This window comes from Enterococcus sp. C50 (genome assembly GCF_040887505.1).
Taxonomy (GTDB): Bacteria; Bacillota; Bacilli; order Lactobacillales; family Enterococcaceae; genus Enterococcus_B; species Enterococcus_B thailandicus.
Genome location: NZ_JBFOFW010000001.1, coordinates 83,082 through 98,058 on the forward strand (window position 1 = coordinate 83,082; position 14,977 = coordinate 98,058).

The 14,977-nt window shown below is 39.7% G+C and carries 15 protein-coding genes; 14 read left to right on the plus strand and 1 reads right to left on the minus strand.

Annotation, left to right across the window (positions count from 1 at the left end; all coding sequences use genetic code 11):
• The first annotated feature begins 70 nt into the window (after window positions 1–70).
• From AB3I20_RS00395 to pyrE, 14 genes are all read left to right on the plus strand, one after another.
• The gene (locus AB3I20_RS00395) at window positions 71–454 is read left to right on the plus strand and encodes a hypothetical protein (RefSeq protein WP_067482267.1); all 384 of its coding nucleotides are present in this window, start codon (window positions 71–73) and stop codon (window positions 452–454) included.
• Entirely contained in the window at window positions 447–1,145 is a 699-nt protein-coding gene (locus tag AB3I20_RS00400; RefSeq protein WP_067482265.1) for a CBS domain-containing protein, read from the plus strand. The genes AB3I20_RS00395 and AB3I20_RS00400 overlap by 8 nt, the downstream gene beginning before the upstream one ends.
• Window positions 1,146–1,149: 4 nt before the next feature.
• Window positions 1,150–1,614 carry a signal peptidase II gene (lspA, locus tag AB3I20_RS00405; RefSeq protein ID WP_067482263.1) on the plus strand — a complete coding sequence of 155 codons (465 nt, stop codon included), beginning with the start codon at window positions 1,150–1,152 and terminating at the stop codon, window positions 1,612–1,614.
• Window positions 1,611–2,516: an RluA family pseudouridine synthase gene (locus AB3I20_RS00410; protein ID WP_368026791.1), complete on the plus strand. Its 906-nt coding sequence runs from the start codon at window positions 1,611–1,613 to the stop codon at window positions 2,514–2,516. Before lspA ends, AB3I20_RS00410 begins: the two co-directional genes overlap by 4 nt.
• 273 nt (window positions 2,517–2,789) lie before the next feature.
• Window positions 2,790–3,329 (plus strand): bifunctional pyr operon transcriptional regulator/uracil phosphoribosyltransferase PyrR, encoded by a 540-nt coding sequence (pyrR, locus tag AB3I20_RS00415; RefSeq protein WP_067482259.1) that lies wholly within the window; start codon window positions 2,790–2,792, stop codon window positions 3,327–3,329.
• Window positions 3,330–3,339: 10 nt separating this feature from the next.
• A complete protein-coding gene (locus AB3I20_RS00420) occupies window positions 3,340–4,623 on the plus strand; it encodes a solute carrier family 23 protein (protein ID WP_067482257.1) in 1,284 nt (427 codons plus the stop codon).
• A gap of 11 nt (window positions 4,624–4,634) precedes the next feature.
• Window positions 4,635–5,561 (plus strand): aspartate carbamoyltransferase catalytic subunit, encoded by a 927-nt coding sequence (locus tag AB3I20_RS00425; RefSeq protein ID WP_067482255.1) that lies wholly within the window; start codon window positions 4,635–4,637, stop codon window positions 5,559–5,561.
• Window positions 5,562–5,579: 18 nt separating this feature from the next.
• Window positions 5,580–6,860 carry a dihydroorotase gene (locus tag AB3I20_RS00430; RefSeq protein ID WP_071868960.1) on the plus strand — a complete coding sequence of 427 codons (1,281 nt, stop codon included), beginning with the start codon at window positions 5,580–5,582 and terminating at the stop codon, window positions 6,858–6,860.
• Window positions 6,861–6,867: 7 nt separating this feature from the next.
• Window positions 6,868–7,944, plus strand: a complete 1,077-nt coding sequence (locus tag AB3I20_RS00435; RefSeq protein ID WP_067482251.1) for a carbamoyl phosphate synthase small subunit — start codon at window positions 6,868–6,870, stop codon at window positions 7,942–7,944.
• A 2-nt stretch (window positions 7,945–7,946) separates the two neighbouring features.
• On the plus strand, window positions 7,947–11,132 hold the full coding sequence (gene carB, locus AB3I20_RS00440; RefSeq protein ID WP_368026792.1) for a carbamoyl-phosphate synthase large subunit: 3,186 nt from the start codon (window positions 7,947–7,949) through the stop codon (window positions 11,130–11,132).
• A 179-nt stretch (window positions 11,133–11,311) separates the two neighbouring features.
• Entirely contained in the window at window positions 11,312–12,085 is a 774-nt protein-coding gene (locus AB3I20_RS00445; protein WP_368026793.1) for a dihydroorotate dehydrogenase electron transfer subunit, read from the plus strand.
• Window positions 12,082–13,014: a dihydroorotate dehydrogenase gene (locus AB3I20_RS00450; RefSeq protein ID WP_067482246.1), complete on the plus strand. Its 933-nt coding sequence runs from the start codon at window positions 12,082–12,084 to the stop codon at window positions 13,012–13,014. Before AB3I20_RS00445 ends, AB3I20_RS00450 begins: the two co-directional genes overlap by 4 nt.
• Window positions 13,011–13,718: an orotidine-5'-phosphate decarboxylase gene (pyrF, locus tag AB3I20_RS00455; protein WP_284590464.1), complete on the plus strand. Its 708-nt coding sequence runs from the start codon at window positions 13,011–13,013 to the stop codon at window positions 13,716–13,718. The genes AB3I20_RS00450 and pyrF overlap by 4 nt, the downstream gene beginning before the upstream one ends.
• A gap of 5 nt (window positions 13,719–13,723) precedes the next feature.
• Window positions 13,724–14,353: an orotate phosphoribosyltransferase gene (gene pyrE, locus AB3I20_RS00460; RefSeq protein WP_067482242.1), complete on the plus strand. Its 630-nt coding sequence runs from the start codon at window positions 13,724–13,726 to the stop codon at window positions 14,351–14,353.
• Between the two features lie 52 nt (window positions 14,354–14,405).
• Here pyrE and AB3I20_RS00465 read toward each other — a convergent pair whose 3' ends face one another.
• The gene (locus tag AB3I20_RS00465; protein ID WP_086270901.1) at window positions 14,406–14,930 is read right to left on the minus strand and encodes a TetR family transcriptional regulator; all 525 of its coding nucleotides are present in this window, start codon (window positions 14,928–14,930) and stop codon (window positions 14,406–14,408) included.
• Between the last annotated feature and the right edge of the window lie 47 nt (window positions 14,931–14,977).

The window sequence follows — 14,977 nt, forward strand, 5'->3', positions numbered from 1 at the left end:
CCTTATCTAAGGTATTTTCTTTTTCATTGTTGTGTTTTAAGTTATACTAAAGCATAATAGGAGGGGCATTATGAAAATAAAATTCACCAGAAAAACTGGTTTTTATGGAATGGGCAGTTCTATTCGACTACAAATTAATGGAAAGTCTGTTTACTTAAATCAGCAAGACAGCGTGGAAGTAGAAGCAACCGTTCCACTAACGATGCAAGTCACGTTTTTTTGGTTAAAAAGTCCAGTTTATCAAATTGCATTGCCAAAAGATGCGTACGTTATTACGATGAACTTACTCCTGCTGCAATTGTATCCGGTACTCTTTTTTTTCACGAGTTTAAGTGCCATTTATTTTAATAATTTATTCTATAGCTTGGTAGCTGTGATTGGAATGATTGGTTTCTTTTTCTTCATTAAGAACCAAGCTTATGTCATCAAGGAGGACCCTAGCAAATATGAGTAACTCTGATGTGTTTTTAAGTAGCTTCAATCGTATTGAAAAATGGATGCGTGAGGAAATGGGAAATACCCGTAATATGGGCTTTACCGAATTAGTGCGCCGATTGGCTCGCAAAAAAGGGTCAATGGTCCGTAAATATGAAGAAGATTTATTTCAGATGGCGCAATTAAGGAACGCAATTGTTCATGAAAGAATTGCTGAAGACTTTGTCATTGCAGAGCCAAATGAGTGGGCAGTTGACAAGATCCAAGTCATTGAAGAGGCATTGATTCGTCCAGCCACGGTGTTGCCGAAGTTTGCAAAGAAAGTGACTGGTTTTGATAAAAATATTCCTTTACTAGATTTGCTAGAGACGATTGCTCAAAAGCGTTACTCTCAATTTCCACTGTATAATAAAGGGAAATTTGAAGCATTGATTACTTTACGAGCAATCGGATTTTGGTTGGCTAAAGAAAGTCAACAAGGAGTGATTGACTTAACACGGAAGCAAGCGAAAGATTTGATTATTGGTGATGGAAAATATACAAATTATCAATTTGTTTCTGCGAACACGAAAATATACGAAGTTGAGTTGATGTTTCGTGAGCAAGGGACGCTAGAGGCAGTGTTGATTACAAAAGATGGAAACCCTGATGGCAATTTATTAGGGATTATTCGACCAAGAGATATTTTTAAACAAGTAGAAAAGGATTGATCGTGTGTTAGTTATATATTGGATAATGAGTGGCGCTTTGATTGCAATAGATCAATGGGTCAAATGGTGGATTACAAGCAACTTAGCATTAGGAGAAACCCAACCAATCATTCCTGGTGTCTTATCGCTAAACCATATTCGGAATACGGGAGCAGCTTGGAGCATGCTAGAGGGAAAAATGTGGTTCTTTACTGTGGTAACAATTGTTGCTGTGGTAGCAATCGTTTATTTAATGATTAAAAACAGGCAGACAGCAAGTCGTTGGTTTATGACTGGTTTGGCATTGATTTTAGCAGGCGCGATTGGAAACTTTATTGATCGTGTGCGTTTAGGTTATGTAGTGGACATGTTCCAAACAGATTTTATGAACTTTCCGATTTTTAATGTCGCTGATATTTCATTAGTTTGTGGCGTGATTTGTATATTGATATATATTATTTTAGATGAAAAGGATCAAGTGAAAAAATGACAGAACTAAGAGCAACAATCGAACAAGAAACAGGACGAATTGATAAAGTCCTAACAGGCTTATTTCCAGATTATAGTCGTTCTCAAATCCAACTTTGGTTAAAAGAAGGCGTGGTTGCTGTAAATGGTCAACCCGTTAAAGCAAATTATAAAGTGAAAGCAAAGGATGAACTATTTGTAGAAATTCCCAAGCCAGAAACATTAGATGTCATCGCTGAAGATATTCCGTTAACAATTGTTTACGAGGACGAAGATGTCGCAGTTATCAATAAGCCACAAGGCATGGTTGTCCACCCTTCAGCTGGGCACAGCCATGGAACTTTGGTAAATGCGTTGATGTATCATGTCAAAGATTTATCTTCCATCAACGGTGTGATTCGCCCTGGAATCGTGCATCGGATTGATAAAGATACCTCTGGTTTGTTAATGGTTGCCAAGAATGACCAAGCACATGAATCATTGGCAAAACAATTAAAAGATAAAACTTCTTTACGAAAATACGTTGCGTTAGTTCATGGTGAGATTTCGCACGATAAGGGAACGATCAATGCGCCGATTGGCCGTTCAAAAGTCAATCGCAAGATGCAATCCGTTCGTGAAGATGGAAAATCTGCTGTTACTCATTTTACTGTGCTAGAACGTTTTGAAGGATTTACTTTGGTTGAATTAAAATTAGAAACAGGTCGTACGCACCAAATTCGTGTCCATATGCAATATATTGGTTTTCCTTTGGCAGGCGATCCTGTATACGGGCCAAAGAAAACTTTACCAGGAAATGGTCAATTCTTACATGCCCAGATGTTAGGCTTCACACATCCTGTTACCGGACAAGAAATGGTCTTTGAAGCACCACTTCCTGAAGTGTTTGAAAAAACTTTAGAAAAATTAAGAAAAAGCCATTGATTTTTTATGCTGGCAACGGTATAGTATTAACAACGAAAAGCTTAAACGAAAATTAAATAGTAGTCCTTTAAGTTTAGTCCCGTGAGGCTAAGAAGGGTGTGAGTAATCAACCATATGGTGCGCTATATGTGTGATGCTCAATGACGAAGTATAGCTAACAGTGCAACTGTATTAGCTATCTATGAACGTACCAAATTGTACAATCAGTCTAAACATACCTCCTGTCCTCTTAGGGCAGGAGTTTTTTTATGCAAAAAAATGGAGGGAAACAGTATGCAAACCAAAGAAGTAGTCGATCAAGTAACAATGAAACGAGCATTGACACGAATTACTTATGAAATCATCGAAAGAAATCACAGCATTGAAGACATCGTCTTAGTGGGAATCAAAACACGAGGAATTTATATTGCTGCTCGAATTGCCGAACGATTAAAACAGTTGGAAGACATCGAAGTTCCAGTTGGTGAGTTAGACATCACATTGTATCGTGATGATAAAAAAGAGCTTGCAGAAGGACCTGAGCTACATTCATCAGATGTGCCAGTTTCTTTAGAAGGAAAAGAAGTTATCTTGATTGATGACGTGCTTTACACAGGGCGTACGATTCGAGCGGCAATGGATGCCATCATGGATTTAGGGCGTCCAAGAAAAATTTCATTAGCTGTACTAGTTGATCGCGGTCATCGCGAACTACCAATTCGTGCCGATTATGTCGGGAAAAATATTCCAACATCAAAAGCAGAAGAAATTTTAGTAGAGATGCAAGAGCTTGACGGACAAGATCGTATCATGATTTTAAAAGAGGAAGAATAGGGGAAAAGATATGTCAGAGAAAAAAGAATTTCATAATGATAGTGTCGTATTAGACATTCATGACCGTCCAAAATTAGGTCATTGGGTTGGTTTAAGTTTACAGCATTTATTCACGATGTTTGGAGCAACAGTTTTAGTACCGATTTTAGTTGGAATCGATCCGGGGATTGCGTTAGTCAGTTCAGGATTGGGCACACTGGTTTACTTGTTTACAACAAAAGGAAAAATTCCAGCTTACTTAGGAAGTAGCTTTGCCTTTATTGCAGCGATGCAAATGTTGATGAAAACAGATGGTTATCCAGCAATTGCGCAAGGAGCAATCACAACTGGGTTGGTTTACCTGATTGTCGCTTTGATTATCAAAAAAATCGGTGCAGCATGGCTTGACCGAATCTTACCACCAATCGTTGTTGGACCAGTAATTATGGTTATCGGGTTGGGGCTAGCAGCAAATGCTGCAAACAATGCAATGTACAACAATGGTAACTACGATTTTAAATACATTGCCGTAGCGTTAATCACGTTAGGTTTGACGATTTTCTTCAATATGTTCTTACGCGGATTTCTTGGGTTGATTCCAATCTTATTAGGAATCGTGAGTGGCTACATCGTCGCCTTACTCTTTGGAATTGTTGATACACAACCGATTGCAGACGCAGCGTGGTTTGCTTTACCAAACTTTGAAATTCCATTTGTTCAATATGAACCAAAATTATATCTAGGTGCGATTACAACAATGGCACCAATCGCATTTGTAACAATGACAGAACATATTGGTCATTTGATGGTGCTGAACAAATTAACTCGCAGAAACTTCTTTGAAGAGCCTGGATTGCACAAAACATTAATGGGTGACGGATTAGCACAGATCGTTGCAGCGTTTGTCGGTGGCCCTCCAGTTACAAGTTATGGAGAAAACATTGGCGTACTAGCAATCACACGAGTGCATAGCGTCTTCGTGATTGGCGGAGCAGCATTCTTCGCGGTTATCTTGGGATTTGTTGGAAAACTAAGTGCCTTAATCTTAAGTATCCCTGGACCAGTTATTTCAGGAATCAGTTTTATCTTGTTCGGTGTTATCGCAGCTAGCGGGATGAAAATCTTGATTGAGAACAAAGTAGATTTCGATAAAAAGAAAAACTTGTTGATTGCAGCAGTCATCTTGGTTGTCGGTATCGGAGGCTTAGTCTTCCAAGTAGGAACATTCACGTTATCAGCAATGGCATTAGCAACTGTCCTTGGTATCATTTTAAATCTTATCTTACCAGAAACTTCACGTAGCGAAGAAAACTAGGAGGAAAATTCATGATCATCCAATCAGAACGTATCAGTTTAAAACATTTATTAACCGTTGAAGCACTAACAGACCAAGAAGTTATGGGCTTGATTCGCCGCGGGCAAGAGTTCAAACAAGGTGCAAAATGGACACCACAAAAGAGCCAATATTTTGCAACTAACTTATTTTTCGAAAATAGTACAAGAACACATAAAAGTTTTGATGTAGCTGAGAAAAAGCTTGGTTTAGAAGTAATCGAGTTTGAAGCAAGCACTAGCTCAGTTTCAAAAGGGGAAACACTTTACGATACCGTTTTGACAATGTCCGCATTAGGAGTGGATGTAGCAGTCATTCGTCATGGAGATGAAAACTATTATGAGGATTTGATTCAAAGCAAAACAATCCAATGCTCGATTATCAACGGTGGGGATGGCAGTGGTCAGCATCCAACACAATGTTTACTAGATTTGATGACGATTTATGAAGAATTTGGCCATTTTGACGGACTGAAAGTAGCCATCGTTGGTGACATTACACATTCACGTGTCGCTAAATCAAACATGCAAATGTTGAAACGCCTAGGCGCACAAGTTTTCTTCTCTGGACCAGAAGAATGGTATGACAATGAATTTGAAGTTTACGGACACTACTTGCCACTGGATGAACTACTCGACCAAGTAGATGTAATGATGATGCTACGAGTACAACATGAACGTCATGATGGAAAAGAAAGTTTCTCAAAAGAAAGTTATCATCAAGAACATGGCTTAACTGTTGAACGTGCAAAGAAGATGCAAAAACATGCAATCATCATGCACCCAGCACCTGTCAATCGTGACGTTGAACTAGCCGACTCATTAGTGGAAGGATTACAGTCACGAATCGTTCAACAAATGAGCAATGGCGTATTTGTCAGAATGGCAATTTTAGAGGCAGTACTAAACGGGAAAGCGTAAAAGTAGGAGGACGAAGACATGAAAACACTCATTAAAAACGGTCAAATCATTACACGAAAAAATGAAACAACACCTGCAGAAATTTGGATTGAAGAAGGGAAAATCAAAGCAATCGGTACTGGATTTTCTGAGACTGAATTTGATGAAGTGTTTGATGCAAAAGGACAACTCATCACACCGGGGCTAGTGGACGTACATGTTCATTTAAGAGAACCTGGTTTTACGTATAAAGAAACGATTGAAGCAGGAACGAAAGCAGCAGCACATGGCGGATTTACTACAGTGTGCGCAATGCCTAATCTAGATCCTGTGCCTGATACAGCTGAAAAACTAAGTCAAGTTTATGAAATCATCAAGCGAGATGCAGTTGTGAAAGTCTTACAGTACGCACCAATCACTGAAAAGTTGCGAAGTGAGGTTTTAGTTGATCAAGAGGCGTTGATTGACGCAGGTGCCTTTGCATTCACCAATGATGGTGTTGGTGTACAAACAGCAGGTACGATGTATCTAGCAATGAAGGAAGCTGCTAAAAATAATAAAGCATTGGTTGCCCATACCGAAGATGAATCCTTACTGTTCGGTGGCGTTATGCACGCAGGCGAAAAAGCCAAAGAATTGGATTTGCCGGGAATTTTAAGTGCAACCGAATCTTCGCAAATTGCGAGAGATTTAATTTTAGCGGAAGAAACAGGTGTCCATTACCACGTCTGTCACGTATCAACGAAAGAAAGTGTTCGTATTATCCGCGATGCGAAAAAAGCTGGTGTTCATGTAACAGCAGAAGTTTCGCCGCACCATTTGCTCTTGATTGATGAAGATATTCCAGAAGATTTTGGTTTTTGGAAAATGAATCCACCCCTACGTGGACGTGAAGATCGCGAAGCGCTGATTGAAGGATTACTTGATGGAACAATTGATTGCATCGCCACAGACCATGCACCTCATGGTCTAGAAGAAAAGAGTCAAAGCTTTTTAAATGCACCATTCGGAATCGTTGGAAGCGAAACAGCTTTTCAGTTGATTTATACTCATTTTGTTAAAACCGGCATTTTCACGCTGGAACAAGTGATTGAATGGCTAGCTGTTAAACCAGCAGAAATTTTTGACTTGAATGTTGGGACACTAACGATTGGCGCTCCAGCAGATATTGCAGTGTTTGATATCGAACACGAGTATAAAATTGCGAAAGAAGACTTCTTGTCAAAAGGTGAGAATACACCATTCGTTGATTGGACGGTCAAAGGGGAAACATTGTTGACATTCGTTGACGGAAAAATTGCTTGGCAAAAGGAGGTCTAGGAGCAGGATGGATCGATTACTGATTTTAGAAGATGGGACTGTATTTGAAGGGCAAGCCTTTGGAGCAGATGCAAATGTTTTTGGTGAAATTGTTTTTACAACAAGTATGACTGGTTACCAAGAAACGATTACAGATCAAAGCTTTAATGGTCAAATCATTACTTTTACGTATCCAATGGTTGGAAATTATGGCGTGAACCGAGATGATTACGAGTCGATTTCGCCGACTTGTAAGGGTGTTGTAGTGAAGGAACATGCGCGAGTGGCTTCAAACTGGCGCAATCAGATGACGTTAGATGCTTTTTTGAAACAAAAAGGGATCCCAGGGATTTCGGGAATTGATACAAGAGCTTTAACCCGTAAAATTCGCGAAGTTGGGACGATGAAAGCAAGTATTGTTGATGCAGGTGATAGTTTTGAACATGCATTTGATCAATTAAAAGCGACTGTTTTAGCAACGAATCAAGTCCAACAAGTGTCGACCAACAAACCTTATCCAAGTCCTGGCACAGGGCGAAATGTAGTTGTAATTGATTTTGGCTTGAAACATAGCATCTTACGTGAATTAAGCAAACGAAATTGTAACTTAACAGTCATGCCTTATAACACAGAAGCAAAAACGATTCTCGAACTTGCACCCGATGGCGTGATGCTGACAAATGGACCGGGAGATCCCAAAGATGTGCCTGAAGCAATCAAGATGATTCAAGAAATTCAAGGAAAAGTGCCGATTTTTGGTATTTGTTTAGGTCACCAATTGTTTGCACTAGCTAATGGTGCAGACACGTATAAGATGAAATTTGGTCATCGAGGATTAAATCATCCCGTACGAGAAATTGCGACGGGGAGAATTGACTTTACTTCACAAAACCACGGATACGCAGTTGATGAAAACACAATTGATCCGAATAAACTAATGGTCACTCATATTGAAGTGAACGATGGAACAGTGGAAGGGATTCGCCATCGCGATTACCCTGCTTTTAGTGTGCAATTTCACCCTGATGCAGCACCAGGACCACACGATGCACTACACTTATTTGATGAATTTATGGAAATGATGGATGCAGGAAGGGAGCAATAAGAATGCCAAAACGGACAGATATCAAAAAAATCATGGTGATTGGCTCAGGACCAATCATTATCGGTCAAGCGGCCGAATTTGATTATGCTGGAACGCAAGCTTGTCTTGCACTTAAAGAAGAAGGCTATGAAGTTGTTTTAGTCAACTCAAATCCTGCAACGATTATGACAGATCAAGAAATTGCGGATCAAGTCTACATCGAGCCAATAACATTAGAGTTTGTTTCACGCATTTTAAGAAAAGAACGTCCAGATGCACTGCTTCCAACTTTAGGTGGCCAAACGGGTTTAAACATGGCGATGGAACTAGCTGAGTCAGGAATTTTGGATGAACTTCAGATTGAACTTCTGGGTACGAAGCTTTCTGCAATCGACCAAGCAGAAGATCGAGATTTGTTCAAAAAATTGATGGAAGACTTAAATCAGCCAATTCCCGAATCAGAAATCGTGACTACGGTCGAAGATGCCGTCGCTTTTGCGAATCAAATTGGTTATCCGATTATTGTTCGACCTGCATTCACCCTTGGAGGTACAGGTGGTGGAATGTGTGAAAATGAAGAAGAATTGCGAATCACTGCAGAAAATGGGCTGAGTTTATCACCTGTTACGCAATGCTTGATTGAGCGCAGTATTGCTGGATATAAAGAAATCGAGTACGAAGTGATGCGTGACTCAGCTGATAATGCGATTGTTGTTTGTAATATGGAGAACTTTGATCCAGTAGGTATCCACACAGGAGATTCCATTGTTTTTGCACCAAGTCAAACGCTATCTGATCACGAATATCAAACATTGCGTGATGCGTCACTTTCAATTATTCGTGCGTTGAAAATCGAAGGTGGTTGTAACGTTCAGCTTGCCCTTGACCCTCATAGCTTTAATTATTATGTGATTGAAGTAAATCCACGTGTTTCACGATCTTCGGCACTAGCAAGTAAAGCAACCGGCTATCCAATTGCAAAATTAGCGGCTAAAATCGCGTTGGGCTTGACTTTAGATGAAATGAAAAATCCAGTAACTGGAACAACTTATGCAGAATTCGAACCAGCGTTAGACTATGTCGTTGCAAAAATCCCACGTTGGCCATTTGATAAATTTGAAAATGGGGAACGTATACTGGGAACACAAATGAAAGCAACGGGTGAAGTCATGGCAATTGGACGAAATATCGAAGAGTCGTTACTAAAAGCCGTTCGCTCTCTTGAAATCGGCACACATCATCTTGAGCTTCCTGAATTGGCAAATGTGAATGAAGACCAGCTAACTGAAAAAATGGTTCGAGCACAAGACGATCGTCTGTTTTATGTTGCGGAGGCTTTACGCCGAGGCTATCCAATTGAGGAAATAGCTGAGTTAACAAAGATTGACTTATTCTTCTTAGATAAATTACTCCATATTATTGAAATCGAAACCCAATTACAAGCAGAGCCTTCCAATTTAAGGCTGTTGAAATTAGCAAAGAAAAACGGATTTACAGACAAAAAGATTGCACAATTATGGCAAACAACGCCAGAAAAAATTCGTGAACTTCGAAAAGAAAATCAGTTATTGCCAGTCTACAAAATGGTAGATACTTGTGCAGCTGAATTTGAATCAAATACGCCTTATTTTTATAGCTCGTATGAATTTGAAAATGAAAGTAGTCGCTCAGAAAAACCATCTGTGTTGGTACTTGGCTCTGGACCAATTCGAATTGGTCAAGGAGTGGAGTTCGACTATGCGACGGTTCATTCAGTAAAAGCAATCCAACAAGCAGGTTATGAAGCAATCATTATGAATAGTAATCCAGAAACAGTTTCCACAGATTTCTCAGTTTCAGATAAGTTGTACTTTGAACCACTGACTTTTGAAGATGTGATAAATGTGATTGAGCTAGAACAACCAATTGGCGTTATCGTTCAGTTTGGCGGACAAACGGCAATCAATTTAGGTGAGCCGTTAGCAAAAGCTGGTGTGAAAATTTTAGGAACTACGATTGAGGATTTGGATCGAGCAGAAAACCGTGATTTATTTGAACAAGCGTTGCAAGAACTAAAGATTCCACAGCCACTAGGAGATACAGCAACAAGTAAAGAAGAAGCTGTAAAAATTGCAACGATGATTGGTTATCCTGTCTTAGTTCGTCCAAGTTATGTGCTTGGCGGACGGGCAATGGAAATCGTAGAAAATCAGCGTGACCTAGAGGATTATATGGAGCATGCCGTGAAAGCCTCGCCTGAACATCCTGTTTTGATTGACCGCTACTTAGTGGGCGGTGAATGCGAAGTTGATGCGATCTGTGATGGAGAAACTGTCTTGATTCCTGGAATCATGGAACATATTGAGCGTGCGGGGGTCCATTCAGGTGACTCAATGGCGGTATACCCACCACAAACATTATCAGAAGAGATTAAATCGACAATTGAAGATTACACGAAACGATTAGCTTTAGGACTAAACTGTATTGGAATGATGAATATCCAATTTGTGATCCATGAAGAAAAAGTCTATGTGATCGAAGTCAATCCCCGTGCGAGCCGTACTGTACCATTTTTAAGTAAAGTAACTGGGATCCCAATGGCACAAGTAGCAACCAAAGCCATTTTGGGCCAAAGTTTGCGGGAATTAGGTTATGAAACAGGTCTTTATCCTGAAACCGAAGATGTCCATGTAAAAGCACCTGTCTTTTCATTCACGAAGCTACAAAAGGTTGACACGTACTTAGGACCTGAAATGAAATCAACTGGTGAAGTCATGGGCTCCGATCGAAACTTAGACAAAGCTTTGTATAAAGCCTTTCGAGCTGCTGGGTTAAATCTACCAGATTATGGTGCAGTCCTCTTTACGATTGCAGACGAAACAAAAGAAGAAGCATTGGGCTTAGCTAGACGCTTTGCAGAGATTGGTTACAGTTTGCTAGGTACGAAACATACAGCCGAATTTTTCCGTAACAACGGGTTAATTGTTACGACAGTAGCGAAAATTTCAGAAACAACAACAGAGGAAAACGTTGTCGATATCATTCGAACAGGAAAAGCACAAGTAGTTGTGAATACGATTGATAAAGACCGTGGGAATGCGTCAAAAGATGGCTTTATTATCCGACGTGAATCAGTTGAACATGGTGTACCACTCTTTACTTCACTTGATACAGCAGATGCAATCGTTCGAGTGATGGAATCACGTGCGTTTTCAACAAAAGCAATTTAAAAAGGTTCGCATCATTCACTTAGCTCCGCTGAAGTAACTGACAAGTAACAGAATCCTTTTAGCTGGTTCTGACTAGTTGTGAGTTGCTCTGAGGAGCTGTTTTATGGAAAAATAGGTTGAGTATAAAAACGGCTTCATCAATGAGTTTTAACAAAGTCGATAAGTATAGGAGTGTGGATATGAAACAAGAAGTTATGGAAATCATTCAACAAAATCAGTTAGCACCACGAATTTTCGAACTGACACTAAAGGGTGAATTAGTTCAAGAGATGAAGCGTCCGGGTCAATTTATTCATATCCGTGTTCCTAGAGAAGACTTGTTATTACGTAGACCAATTAGTTTAAATAAAATCGATCCAAGTACGAATACTTGTCGAATCATTTATCGTGTAGAAGGTGACGGAACTAAATCATTTTCAACGTTGACTACAGGTGATACGCTGGATGTGATGGGACCACTAGGAAATGGGTTTGATTTAACGGGATTACAAGCTGGAGATTGTGCATTCATCGTTGGCGGTGGTATCGGGATTCCACCATTATGTGAATTATCTCATCAACTAAAAGCAAAAGGTGTCAAAGTCAAGCACTTTTTAGGTTTTGCATCAGCAGATGTTATGTACTATGAAGAAAAGTTCCAACAACTTGGAGAAACAAAAATTGCTACAGATGATGGCTCGGCAGGCGTCCAAGGAAATGTTGGTAATCTTTTGTTAGCAGAAGAAAATAAAAAACCAGACGCAGTGTTTGCTTGTGGTGCGAATGGAATGCTTAAGGCGGTCGAGCACTTTTTCCACGATCATCCTAATGTCCAGCTTTCTTTAGAATCACGCATGGCATGTGGAATCGGTGCTTGCTATGCTTGTGTATGCCACAAGGCAGAAGATGAAACGAAAAGTGTGAAAGTCTGTGATGAAGGTCCGATTTTCAAAGCAGGAGAGGTGATTCTATGACACAACCATCATTAGCAGTAAAAATACCAGGACTTGATTTAAAAAATCCAATCATGCCTGCTAGCGGCTGTTTTGGTTTTGGAAAAGAATATGGACAGTACTATGATTTGAATCAATTAGGTTCAATCATGGTTAAAGCAACGACACCACAAGCCAGATTTGGTAACCCGACACCTCGTGTTGCTGAAACCCCTTCAGGTATGCTAAATGCAATCGGCTTACAAAATCCCGGACTAGAAACCGTGATGAATGAGTTATTACCTGAATTAGAAAAATATCCTGATTTGCCAATCATTGCCAATGTAGCAGGCGCATGCGAAGAAGACTATGTGGAAGTCTGCGGTAAAATTGGTGATGCGCCTAATGTGAAGGCAATCGAATTAAACATCTCTTGCCCCAACGTGAAGCACGGAGGTATTGCGTTTGGAACAGATCCTGATGTCGCTTTTCAACTAACACAGGCGGTAAAGAAAGTTGCTAAGGTTCCAATCTATGTCAAATTATCGCCCAACGTTACTGATATCGTCCCTATTGCTTTAGCAATTGAAGCAGGTGGAGCAGACGGGTTTACTATGATTAACACACTCTTAGGAATGCGCATTGATTTAAAGACAAGAAAACCGATTTTAGCGAATCAAACAGGTGGTCTATCAGGTCCCGCAATCAAACCAGTTGCGATTCGCTTAATCCATCAAGTCGCAGGCGTCTCTAAATTACCAATTATTGGTATGGGTGGTGTTCAGACGGTTGATGATGTATTAGAAATGATTATGGCGGGTGCAAGTGCAGTCGCAGTTGGAACCGCCAATTTTACAGATCCCTACGTTTGCCCAAAATTGATTGATGCTTTACCTCAGCGAATGGCTGAGTTAGGTATCGCATCATTGGAACAACTTATTCAAGAAGTTAGAGAGGAGCGTCAACAATGAATCAGCGACCGATTATTGCCTTAGATTTTTCAAACCGAAACGAAGTAGAACAATTTTTACAATTATTTCCTGAGGAGGAAAAGTTGTTTGTTAAAATTGGGATGGAACTCTTTTATCAAGAAGGGCCAGCGATTGTCCGTTGGCTGAAAGAATCAGGACATGATGTATTTTTAGATTTGAAATTACATGATATTCCCAATACAGTTGAAAAAGCAATGCGTGGCTTAGCAAAGTTAGGCGTTGATATCACTTGTGTACATGCCGCCGGAGGAATCCGAATGATGGAGGCTGCGATGCGTGGTTTAGCATCAGGAACACCGGAAGGAAAACAACGACCCTTATTATTAGCAATTACTCAGTTGACTTCGACAAGTGAAGAAGAGATGCATAATGATCAGCTGATTGAAGTTCCTTTAGAAGAAAGTGTGATCCATTACGCTACTTGTGCACAAGTAGCAGGATTAGATGGCGTAGTTTCTTCAGCACTGGAAGTAACTAAAATCAAAGATGCTACAAATTCTGAATTTGTCTGCTTAACACCAGGCATCCGACCACAAGGAGCAGACATCGGTGATCAAACGCGAGTGGTAACTCCCGGACGAGCAAGAGAAATTGGAGCAACTTTCATTGTAGTTGGGCGCCCAATTACACAAGCAGAAAATCCTTACGAAGCTTACCAAACAATAAAAAACGAATGGAGCTAACACGAATGACTGTCGAAAAATTAATTGCAAAAGACTTATTAGAAATTGAAGCAGTATTTTTGAACCCAACACAACCATTTACTTGGGCAAGTGGATTGAAAAGCCCAATTTATTGTGATAATCGTATCACGATGAGTTATCCTAAGGTTCGTCGGGAAATAGCAAATGGTTTAGCCAAAAAGATTAAAGAAGAGTTTCCAGAAGTCGAAGTAATTGCTGGAACAGCCACAGCAGGTATCCCTCATGCTGCTTGGGTTGCAGATATCCTTGATTTACCAATGGTTTATATTCGCAGCAAAGCGAAAGATCATGGAAAAGGAAATCAAATTGAAGGTCGGATTTTTGAAGGTCAAAAAATGGTTGTCATTGAAGATTTGATCTCAACTGGTGGCAGTGTGTTAGAAGCTTGTGAAGCAGCAACACGTGAAGGTGCTGATGTGCAAGGTGTAGCAGCAATCTTTACTTATGAGCTACCCAAAGGATTAACTAATTTTGCTCAGGCGAAAATGCCTTTGGTCACGTTGACTAACTATTCAACATTAATTGAAACAGCACGTGAAGCAAACTACATCAATGAAGAAGAATTAAATTTACTGAAAAGTTGGAAAAAAGATCCAGAAAACTGGAATGCATAACAAAAAGACGATAACAACTATTTTCATAGTGTTGTCGTCTTTTATAGTATCATTAGTATTTTGCTAAGTTTGACGGTAACTGAAATCGTTCAATAATGGGCTTGATTTCATACAACGATTCAATTGAAGCTTCACGAGAAGACAAATAATGATTCAAGACACCCACGATTCCATTTGCAATAAAAATCGCTTCCGTTGTTTGTGCTTGATCGTTTGTTGCTGTAAAAGTCAAGATATGTTGTTTTAGGTAATCTGTAAATAGACCATGCTTATCAGAAGCAATCAACATTCGATACGTTTCCTGGTTCTCTACGATGAATTGAAAAGTTTTTATTAGTAGATTGTCTGTTTCCGCTGTTTCTGTTTGACAATAAGTAACTAGTTCTTGAATTGATTGTTGGATCATTTTTTCTAAAAGATCATATTTATCTAAGTAATTTAAGTAAAATGTCCCGCGATTGATATCTGCTAGTTCACAAATCTCGCTGACTTTTACTCGTTCGATGTCTTGCTTTTTTAGCAATTGGAAAAAAGCTGTTTGAATAGCTGTTTGTGTTTTACGCACTCGTCGATCCATGTGATTCTCCTGTCATGTTAAGTGATTTGTTCGTTAATCAACAGATT